The organism is Pseudooceanicola endophyticus, assembly GCF_018760365.1.
Classification (GTDB): domain Bacteria; phylum Pseudomonadota; class Alphaproteobacteria; order Rhodobacterales; family Rhodobacteraceae; genus Pseudooceanicola; species Pseudooceanicola endophyticus.
In genome coordinates this window covers 1-10,459 of sequence record NZ_JAHIAB010000030.1, presented here as the reverse complement: position 1 = coordinate 10,459, position 10,459 = coordinate 1, and the positions used below count along the sequence as shown (strand labels likewise).

6 protein-coding genes and 1 pseudogene are annotated in these 10,459 nt (G+C 53.1%); 2 read left to right on the top strand and 5 right to left on the bottom strand.

The window, feature by feature from the left end:
* Positions 1-269 precede the first annotated feature (269 nt).
* Positions 270-1,190 (bottom strand): SH3 domain-containing protein, encoded by a 921-nt coding sequence (locus KM176_RS24530; RefSeq protein WP_160897282.1) that lies wholly within the window; start codon positions 1,188-1,190, stop codon positions 270-272.
* A 154-nt stretch (positions 1,191-1,344) separates the two neighbouring features.
* On the bottom strand, positions 1,345-1,917 hold the full coding sequence (locus KM176_RS24525; protein WP_160897281.1) for a hypothetical protein: 573 nt from the start codon (positions 1,915-1,917) through the stop codon (positions 1,345-1,347).
* Positions 1,918-2,412: 495 nt separating this feature from the next.
* On the opposite strand from KM176_RS24525, the gene KM176_RS24520 reads away from it, so the two are divergent.
* Positions 2,413-2,925, top strand: coding sequence for a peroxiredoxin (locus KM176_RS24520; RefSeq protein ID WP_202398116.1), 513 nt, complete (start codon positions 2,413-2,415; stop codon positions 2,923-2,925).
* Between the two features lie 679 nt (positions 2,926-3,604).
* Here KM176_RS24520 and KM176_RS24515 read toward each other — a convergent pair.
* Together KM176_RS24515 and KM176_RS24510 are read right to left on the bottom strand one after the other, a co-directional pair.
* Positions 3,605-4,738, bottom strand: coding sequence for a hypothetical protein (locus KM176_RS24515; RefSeq protein WP_160897279.1), 1,134 nt, complete (start codon positions 4,736-4,738; stop codon positions 3,605-3,607).
* A gap of 328 nt (positions 4,739-5,066) precedes the next feature.
* Positions 5,067-5,824, bottom strand: a protein-coding gene (locus tag KM176_RS24510) for an IS5 family transposase (protein ID WP_160897278.1) whose coding sequence is annotated in 2 segments (ribosomal slippage) — positions 5,067-5,503 and positions 5,503-5,824 — 759 coding nt in all. Because the reading frame shifts where the segments join, the coding sequence is not laid out codon by codon here.
* Positions 5,825-6,068: 244 nt separating this feature from the next.
* Here KM176_RS24510 and KM176_RS24505 point away from each other — a divergent pair.
* Positions 6,069-9,908 carry a hypothetical protein gene (locus KM176_RS24505; protein WP_160897277.1) on the top strand — a complete coding sequence of 1,280 codons (3,840 nt, stop codon included), beginning with the start codon at positions 6,069-6,071 and terminating at the stop codon, positions 9,906-9,908.
* A 349-nt stretch (positions 9,909-10,257) separates the two neighbouring features.
* On the opposite strand, the pseudogene KM176_RS24500 reads toward KM176_RS24505, so the two are convergent.
* Positions 10,258-10,459 (bottom strand): annotated as a pseudogene (locus tag KM176_RS24500) (IS110 family transposase); the annotation flags it as partial.

The window sequence follows — 10,459 nt, the reverse complement described above, 5'->3', positions numbered from 1 at the left end:
CCGGCACATGCATGCAGCGACACACCTGTGTCACCAGACTGCGAAGAGAAGCGTGACCCGGATGAGCGACATCGATCCCGCAGAAAGAAGGAAGACGAGCTTGACCCGAACGCCCAATTAGAGAAGCTGCCATTAGCATCCTACCCGAGCGCAGCGGTGCATTCCTCGAAGCAGACGTTGTACACATTGTGCAGAATTTTCGTTTTCTGAAGGTCTGCTCTCCACCTAGATTGGTCGTTTCCTATTCTCCCGTGCATTGAGACGGCTGATCAGAGCGGCTCTAGGAAATCCCTGTGAACATAGCCGTCGGCCAATCCGTCACCTTGCAGGTCGACTAGCAGCCACTGAGGGCTTTCGGTACTACTGCTGAGAACAGAAACTTCCGTGCCGGGCAGAAGCTTTCCGATCACCTCGCCACCCGGCAGGGATCGCATGTTGAGCCATGGACGCGCATTGACGACGAACAGCCCGACCTGGCCCGATAGCCCACCAATACCTTGGCCAGCTCGGTCAGACAGAATCTTGCGCGCCATGCGAATGTAGTCGTACACTAATTCTCCATACCACCGGTTGCCGACCTTGTAGCCCTGTCTCAGCTTGAGGCGCGGATCGTAACTGCCTCGATTATAAGCGATGGCAATACTTGCGGCATCGCGGGCACCGACTTTTTCCGCTCCCGAAAAGCCCAGCGTCTTGGCCGCTGGGATCAGTTCGGCCAGCGCCTTACCCAAGCACAGGTCGAAATCTTTCCAACTTTGATTCAAAAAATAGTCTGGATCCGTCTTAAAATGCTGCAAATCGTATTGAAAGAGCCCGTAGCCACGACAGAACTTATCGGGATCCCGTGCCGCCGGAGCGTAGTCCAGAACAACCGAGCCAATGCGCTCGACCGATTGCCGGGCGATGGAATACATCTCCTGCCCCCGGTTGGCGCGCACAAGCGAAAGCCGGTTCTTCGGAAAGGCTCGCCGCGGTGAGCGTGAGTTTTCGTCGATTGTGTCCCCCGTACAATACAGGAGGAATTCAGTTTCGTCACGGGCGACGCGCCGAATGCGGCCCCAAGTATAGCCAGTTTCTTGGTATCCCACGCCGGCCAGCAACTCGAGTGTGAGAGGGGTGTCGGCGATCGCCGCTTCGATCCGATCACCGAATGTATCAATGAACCATCTTATCTCTGCGCTTGTGTTCATGATGATGAGAAATCCTTTTCAAAATCCAAAAGCCTTGAGGGGGGGCGAAGAAACCTACTCAACCGCATGCACGAAAGCGTTAGAAACCGCACATGCAGCAAAGGTGGTGGCCTATCCGGAGATCAGGCGCCTGATCACAGAAAAGGCGAAATATTCATTCCCCCAGTGCCATCAAAAGGGTCGGCTTGATCAAGTGGCGGTTATCGACTGCGAAAACGTGGGCAACTGTCTGATTGTAGACATTCCTGAAATCAGTAAAGTTTTCGACGCTGAAATCGAGCTTGTCAGGCATGAGGGTGGGCGGAAATCCCCCGAAGCCCACAGTGTAGATCCCCGCGCGTGCCTCTGTAAACCCAAGCTGGGCGGCTGCGGAGATGTTCGGAAGCGAAACAGAGAAGTCCTCGATCTGGATGCTCGTCGCAGCAACCGCCAGACGCACTGCGGCACCGTAATGAAAGACCTTCCCGTCGACCTCCAGGGCCGCGTACCATTTGGTTTCTTCAATCAGGCCCCTCTGGATGACCTTTCCATTTCCAGAAAACAGCTTAGCCAGGAAACCGACTTTTGCAGCTGCAGTCACTTCCTTCGGATAAATATCGCGATGGGTGCGGTCCAGATCGTCAACAGTGATGTGATTTCCGCTATCATGAAGCGCCAACGCGGCGACATCCTTGTCTTGAAGGTCGATAGAATATTGGTCAAATAATAACTGCTTCATCAGCGCCACCCTGCTATGATGTCTTTTGAATCACGTCGTTAACGTAGGATGAGGGGGGCGGGCCTATATTTCAAGAGAAAATACAGCTTAAAGCTGCGCTCATCTTGATGACTTCATTACAGCCTACAATACCAGATTTTGGACCCGATCTCTTAGAACGCATTGGGCTTGCAATCGAACACAACCTCGCCCCGTTAGCCGCTACATATTTTTCCTAGACAACCACGTGCATGTGGTCCTGCATTCTCGGTGAGAATCGATGCATCTTTCCCATCGAAGACTTACTGGCGTTGAATGGCCGCTTTCTCCCCGCTGACAAAAAGGGCACGCAGCTACAGCGAAGGTCGGCTCTCCGCCCTCTTTGCCGGGCAGACCCAGACCCACTCGCCTGGCTGTCGAGCACACTGCGCTGCCACAAGTCCGGTTCGAGCCCGAAGTGGACCTGCGGCGCCTTGCACTCGAATGCTTAACCGAGTGTTATCCTCACGTTCAAAAGGATACGTCATGGTCTTTCCTGGCACTCGCCTTCCCTCCATCCCACTCCCCGCTACTGATGGGACGGATATTGATCTATCGAAGCTCGAGGGTATCGGGGTGGTCTACGCCTATCCCAGGACAAGCCCGCCTGATGCGGCTCCCATCGAGGGCTGGGATCTCATACCGGGCGCTCGGGGCTGCACCCCTCAATCGTGCGCGTTCCGCGATCACTATGCCGAATTGAAACAAGCTGGTGGAACCTTCCTCTTTGGATTGTCCACTCAGGACACAGCTTACCAAGCCGAAGCGGCTACGCGCCTTCACCTCCCGTTCCCGCTCTTGTCAGATGCCCATCTGAAGCTCGCGGGGGCCATCGGCATGTCCACGTTTGAAGCGGGAGGCATGACATTGCTGCAACGAATGACCATGATCTTGAAGGACGGCGTGATCGTTCATGTCATGTCGCCGGTTGCTGAACCTGCAAAGAACGCTGAAGATGTTCTTGCATATCTTAAAACGCAGGCATCTGACCGGAACTGAACGTCCGCAATTTTCCGCGGAGCTGACCTTGGCCTGCCAGATCATGCTGCACAATGCCGTCGATGGCCGGTTGGGGGGCGCTGCCTTGCGGCAAAGCCGAACCTGGCAAATGTCGGCATAGGGTCGGGCGTGCTCGATGCACCAGACCGGTGCCCCTGGCGCGAAGGGCGGAAAGCTGACCTTCTCTGCGTCGTGGGCGAACGACCGCAGTGCGCAGGAAGCAGAACCTAAGCAGACGCCATACATACTTCTTGTTTTGGCCTAGCCGTGGGAGCGCGCATTGAGCGTGTCCAGTACTGGCGACGGTCGAGCTGAATGATCCACTTGTAGTAGTGCATGGCGGCTTTCAGTTTCACTCCCATCCAAAAAGTGCTCCTTCGCTGAAGGATATTTGATAAAAAATGAACAAAATCAAATGTTTAATTTTCTTCTTCAGCTCCCTGATACTGACTGCCCTACTTCGTGGGAGGTATGTGACATGGCATACCTCGTCCGTAACAGTTCCGCAGGGTAAATGAGCACTGCTTCGCAAGCAAAAAGGGGAAGCCACTTGTGCTTCCCCTTGTTTTTATACGCATTTACAAGGCGTTAAATGGTCGTGGTCTTCTTGTTGGTCATCTTGCTTCCTTCTCTCCGATGGTCGCTTCCGCAACATAGGCTCAAAACCCCTGTGGATACGTTACTGTTCCGTAGGCTTCCATGCAAGGACTGTTGCTATGCCCGGTAAACTCCAGTTGTAGACGTCAAGACCAACCCTGTTTTCGCCGGGTTGTGATACTATAACGTCATCAGCAACATAGCTACCGTATCTGCGGCCGGAGCATCCATGATGAAATACCTTGAAGCCGCTAGGCAGGTTTAGTCTGAATGTGAGCCTTTTTGTGGGCTCTACAAGGCAAAGTTCGTAGGTTGTATCTTCACGAGAGATCAAACTTTCTTCATCTACCACGATGTCGATACTCCCATGTGGTATTTGGATTTCCTTCTCAACTACAATAGATATTTCGCTGTCCTCGATTCTCATTTTTAAGCCACCCACTTCGAACGGCTTAGCAAAGTCATGTTCAGAAGCGGACTCTCTATGATCATTGAAGCTAAATATGTGTTCCCCCCCGGATCGGACATCATAGGAAAATGCATCAAGCAGTTTCTTAGGATCCGTGGAATCGAATAGCTCGATTGTTGATGCGGACTTATAATTGTAGACGCCACCTCGGTTTGAATTTTCTACCGAAAAGCTGTTGATCTCATGCCATCGCAAATAGTTTCTTCCGAATTTTCCCTCCTCTTCAGGGCCTAGCTCTTCTACCCTTATCACCGCGTGATAGTCGCGCCTCCAAAAGCCACCATCAATCTGGACTTGCTTCAAAAGACGGTCAACTATAAATTCAGCAAAAGATTCAGAGTTTCGGTCATGATAACCCATAAATCTTGACAGGATGCTTACTACTATTCTGGATGTTTCATCATTTGATATTGCCCCTTGTTCCATCGCCTTTATGACCGCGTTCTTCGAGTTCGTAACGTGTAGAAGAGCGAAAGATAGGATGGATCCCAGAAGTTCTGCTATATAGGTGAAGAATACAGATAGGAAGACGCCTATGAATATTAAGGAGTATGAAATGGCCTTCAATCCAAAATCAACGAGAGCTAATTTTACAGGCAGGCACCACAGGGGAGTGGCGCCTTTGTCGCAGATGCTGGAGACTATGTCCGGTGATTTTTCGGAGAGCCAGCCAAACATAACTCCAGCTAGAATAAAAAGTAGTCCCATGGACACTCTTTTGTACCACACCTCTAAAATCTGGGACATTGTTAGGCGACCTCCTCTTGGAACTATCTTCGAAGATGGTTATGCGCTTGAGATCTGGCGTCAATAGAGGTATGTATTCTTTCAACATGTTTGGAGTCTTCTTGCGCCAATTGAGCCTTGGAAGTGTACCCACTCCAGCCTGCGCCAGCTCTCACTAGCCTCACAATTACAACGGCGACGTGGTGCCAGTTCCTTATCGTTCCTGTCAGGCACGTCGATCCTGGTTATCGCCTTTCCGCGTGGCTCGGCGCGACTTCTGTCGCCTTGGCGATTCTGTCAGTAGTGTTGTCGATTGTCTTGTCGGCCTAGGCTCAGGACACGCAAATTTCTAAAGCCAGAACATGACTGTAGCGGCAAGGGCGATTGCTGAGAGATAGACGATCGGACACCGATCATACCTGGTCGCGACCCGCCGCCAGTCCTTCTGCCGTCCGAACATGATCTCGATCCGGTTGCGCCGCTTGTAACGCCGCTTGTCGTAGCGAACCGGTGTCTTGCGGCTCTTCCGACCGGGGATGCAGACCTCCATTCCCTTGTCTTTCAACGCTTCTCTGAACCAGTCGGCATCGTATCCCCGATCGCCCAGCATCCACTTCGCCTCCGGCAGGCCGCCGAGCAGTGCATGCGCACCGGTATAGTCGCTGACCGGACCCGCCGTCATGAACAGCCGGATCGGACGGCCTTTCATGTCGGCGACGGCGTGGAGTTTCGTGTTCATCCCGCCCTTAGTGTGACCGATCAGGCGTCCACGCCCCCCTTTTTCAGCCGCAGGCTGGATGCCGTGCGATGAGCCTTCAAATACGTCGCATCGATCATCACCATCCGGGTGTCGGCCTTTTCGGAGGCCAGTCCTTCCATGATACGTGCGAAGACACCCATCCGGCTCCACCGTTTCCAACGATTGTACAGTGTCTTGGGTGGGCCGTATTCGCGGGGCGCGTCACACCACCTCAACCCATTGCGATTGATGATTATAATCCCGCTCAAAACGGGCAGGTCATCGACGCGAGACCGGCCTCGGCTCTTCGGGAAATAGGGGCGAATGCGCTCCATCTGCGCTTCCGTCAGCCAGAACAGGTTACTCATCACGTCGAACTCCGGATCATTCAGATCCAGACTCGAAGGCAAAAGTTAATAGGTCCTGAGCCTAGGGCCAAACGCCACTGGAGCTGCTTCGAAGAACGGAAATGTCGAGGAACGGACTACTTTCTCAGCAAGAGAAAATAGAAGATGACAGAAAAGTCTTGGAGAGCAGTTGCCTCCAGCTTTTCCCACGCCCTATCATTATCGCGACTCCACGAAGAGCACCGCCTGGACGAGACAGAAGAATATGAAGAACGCGAGTAAATATTTTCACTCCGCCAACATTTTGGTTGCTGCCGTTGGCATCGCCACCGGAACAGGTGCTGTGGCAGTCGCAGGTGCCGCAATGACCGGATTGGGGTCCTTATTAGAAATTACAAATAGCTGGCCAAGTAAGACCAATGAAATTATAGAGATGGTCGAGCGGAAACTACTGGACGCGTTTAACAATACACATCTAACGGATGATCAGCCTCTTCTGATCCGGCAGATGATTGAAAGAGCCGATATTTCTGCGGAAAAAATTGCCGCCAGCAACCGTGATGCAGCCCAACTGGCAGACCAACTTTTGGAATGTAGCCAAAACCACGTTGATTATCGCTCAAAAGCAACTCAAGATGCTTTTCGTCGAGTGGTCGAACCCATCCTGCGCGACCTACTACTTGATCATTCCGTCTGCGATGAACTGCGTCCGGCCTACGAGCAAGCTGTCGCACAACGCTTGGCTGAAATTCAAGCTGAGCAAAAAAAGCAATCTGGAATGCTCGAAGCTATCGCTTCATCCGGTTTTCTTGGTCCAAAAGAATGGTGGCAAAGTTGGGCCTCTGCTTCTAATCCCGCAATCTCCACAGGGCTAGTTTTACCCCGAAAATACGATGAGCGAGCTACGTTTTTGTCAAAACTGCGGAGCGGTGACTCCGTCATTCCGATCCAAGCTGACGATAGGAAAGAGGCTGTAGCATTCGCTATCGCGTCGATCTTGGAGGAGCAGGATGAAAATCTGCTGAGAAGAGTGTTCGTGGTCACGGATAGAAATTTCAGGATACCTTCTAGTCCTGAAAAATTAATCATTATTACTGATGTTGAGGAAGGAGATGATCCAGAGTTCGGAGATAGAGCCAACCTGATAATTGTCCGGCCTTACCCAAAAGGTCGTACGGATGCCAGAGAGGCATTGGCTTTGTCTCACGTTCCATCTGATATTTTCACCTCAGAACTAGAAGCGATGGGTCTTTCGCACGACGAAGCGGAAGACAGAGGGCGCAAGGCGGGATACTCCATTCCTGTTTTGCGACGCACATTATCAAAGGACCCTGACGTTCGGAGGCCGATTTGGGCTCGGAGCCGATCTATAGCAAGACCTGTTATAGCGTTCGCGTTGACTGGCTCTTGGATTGATCAGGAGAGTAGAGACGATAGCTCAGTTATTGAGCTACTTGGAGATTTTCAAGACGGGGAGCTGAAAAAGATTAGAGACGAGCTGTTGTCTCTAAATGATGCACCAATCGCTAGATATGGAAATGTCAATGTAGTTGTTTCGCAAATTGATGCCCTTTTTGCCGCTGGGCAATACATAGATAGAGACGATTTGGATCATTTTTTCCAGCTCCTGCCGGAGTTGCTGGGCGATAGAGATCCCGCCTTAGATCTACCTCAAGATCAGTGGTACATGGCCAATATTTTGGGTCACGCACGAAGTTTTTCGGGTGCCCTGCTTTCCGGTCTCGGCGACGCGTTGTGCATTCTATCCGTTCATGGCGCAGAAATCTGCGGTGACAGGTTGGGAGTTGACCTTTCATACCGTGCCGCGCAAGTCGTTCGGTCCCTGATGCAAGGTGCTGACCAAGAACGTTGGCTTTCTATTCGGGGGCACCTACGAGCATTGGCGGAGGCATCTCCATCTGCGTTCCTTGATTGCCTTGAAGCTGAGCTTACAGAGCCAGAACCTGCCATACGCGCCATTATGGGAAGCACTGAAGGCGTGGTGAGTGGCGAGTGCTTACGGACCAATTTGCTTTGGGCGCTTGAACTGTTGGCTTGGAACCCTGTTCACTTTCATCGTGTTGCAGAGATTGTTTTTGGCCTTCGCCGCCTAGAGGTGGAAGACGAATGGTCAAACTCGCCGAAATCAACCGCGCGTTCTCTGTTCAGGGCTTGGCTCCCTGCCACCGCTCTCTGTGCTGCGGAAAGGATGGCTGCCTTGCGGCGCTTGTCAGGGCAGTTTCGACACGCTGTGATGGACGTCTGCATCTCTCTTCTTCCTAGAGGTGGTTCAAATTTCGCTTCACGCACCGCAAGGCCGCAATGGCGAGCACTGGATGCAGAAGTGCCATCGCCGACAAATGCGGATGTCCGCGCAGCGACGCTCGAAGCCAGCCGCCTACTGCTCGACCTGGCTCCATTTGAAAAGTTGGAGCTTGAACAGCTGTTAGAAGTTGCGACACGCATTCATCCTGATGACCTGTCCCGCTTGGTCATCGAGGTCGAGAGCTGGTCAGCGACAGCAGCCGATGAGGACAAAGCTGATCTTCGGCACAACCTTCGTCGGCGCGATGCTCTTCGTGCTTATCAGGAAGGTGAAGAGGACGAACAGTTGGCAGCCGCGCTTCGGCGTATGGAAGAGGCTTTGTCCCCTCAGTCTCCGACTGCTCGGCACCGTTGGCTGTTTGAAAATTCTCACGTTGAGTGGCGTGCGCTGGTGGAAGACGAAGGGAATGGGCGCTTGTCATGGCAGGAGCGAAACGCACTTGTCGAAGAGCGCCGCCGAAACGCCATCGATGAAATTGGGGAGCAATTAGGAGATCAAGCGGTTCTTCCGTTTGCGCTTAGCGTGAAGCAACCCGAACTGGTGGCTCAAGTTTTGGTCCCGCAAGATGCGGCAGTGGAAACGGCGACCCACTGGGTCTCGGCTGCGCTGCGCACCGAGGCAAATGATCAGTCCAATGCTTTCCTGCGGCAACTGCTATGGAGCGCAGGTTGGATCGACCTTGCCGCAGTCGTGGCTGGCCTAGAGGCACAAGGAATTCTGAACAGTAAAGTGGAGCGCCTGAGATTCGCCGAGCACCTTCCTGGTCGTTCAAATGGCTGGCAGGTCGCAGAAAGTTTGGGCGAAGACGTGGCTTCTGCATTTTGGAATTCGGCGTCAATTCATATTTGGGATGACACGCCGTCCGACGAAGTGGAGTACGCCGTTACAAAGCTTCTTGAATATCAGCGGCCGAGATCAGCGTTCTCAGCCGTTTCTCTGTGGAGGAACAAGCTGCCAGCAAGCCGGTGGGTCGAGATCCTACAGGCAGTTGCTCACGGAGAGGAACGGGATGGGCCTTTTCCAAGTTCCTACAACTTGGATGAAGTACTCCAAATTCTCGACGCAGACGAAGAAATATCTGACGAGAAAATTGTTAATATAGAACTGCCCTTCGTACCTCTTCTGAGCTCATACGGACATAGGCGCCACAAGCGTACATTGGCCTTGCACCGACAACTTTCTCGCGACCCTAAGTTCTTTGTTGAGCTGCTTTGCTGGCAGTATCGTCGGAGCGACGGGGCGGAAGAACCCCAGCGAGAGGAGCTATCGGCGGAGAAGCGCAAATTTTTTGCTGATCTGGCCTATCATTCCTTAGAGGGGTGGGAAAAAGTCCCGGGCTGCAATGACGAAGGTGCGATGTCTCCCGATGATTTCACCTCATGGGCGGATAGCGCCTTGAGACTTGCGTCGGATTCTGACCGCAAGGAAGTAGCTGAAATCAAAATTGGTGCTCTGCTTGCACGAATGGCGCGGAGACGTTCCTGGGATGACTGGTTGCCTGACGTCATCTTGGAGTATCTAGACCGCTCTGAATGCGCTGGACTAAGAGAGGGGTTCTGTCTGGGAGTCCCAAATGCACGGGGTGTAACAACGCGCAGTCCCTACGATGGCGGAGAGCAAGAGCGCAGACTTGCTGAGCGCTATCGAGACTTGGCTGCTAGATATGGCAATTCCTACCCCCGCTTGTCGCAAAGCCTGTTATCTATTGCAGAAGGATATGAATGGGATGCACGTCGAGAAGACGAGCGGGCGGCGGTGGGTGAGCGCTGGCATCCTTGATAAGGCTAATCGATGGCCGTTTTCGAGAATAGCGTTGTGAAATTTGAGCTAGCGCGAAGGTCCGGTAATGGGAAGAGCCATCCACCAGCTGCGCCTGGCTCGAATGTCCTGTGTGGATGGCCCCCGCATAGCAAGTCGTAAATGATCTCGTTTACCTTTTCAGAAGCGGTCTTGTGTCCGGCCTGTTTGCGCGGTTCACACCGCTGGCCCTGATGGGATCCGCAGATCAGGTTCCTATCTGCTTAGCGGGCAATTGCGCCCGGGACATTCGGCGGAGCGTCCTGATCGTTGCGGCTGAAGGGTACACCATCACATCGTCGGTCTTGCTATCTCGCTGTTTCGGTATGTCTCAGGCTGTGTGAGGGCGGTAGGGTTCGTTCCTGGTCAGCACCGCCCACATGATCCGCGCCGTCTTGTTCGCCATGGCGACGGTCGCGAGCCGGGCCGGTTTTCTCTGCAACAGCTTCGTCAGCCAGGGATCGGCACGCTCGGGATGATTGGTGACCTGCCGCACACGCGATGTCATCCCGACAACGATAAGCTGGCGCAGG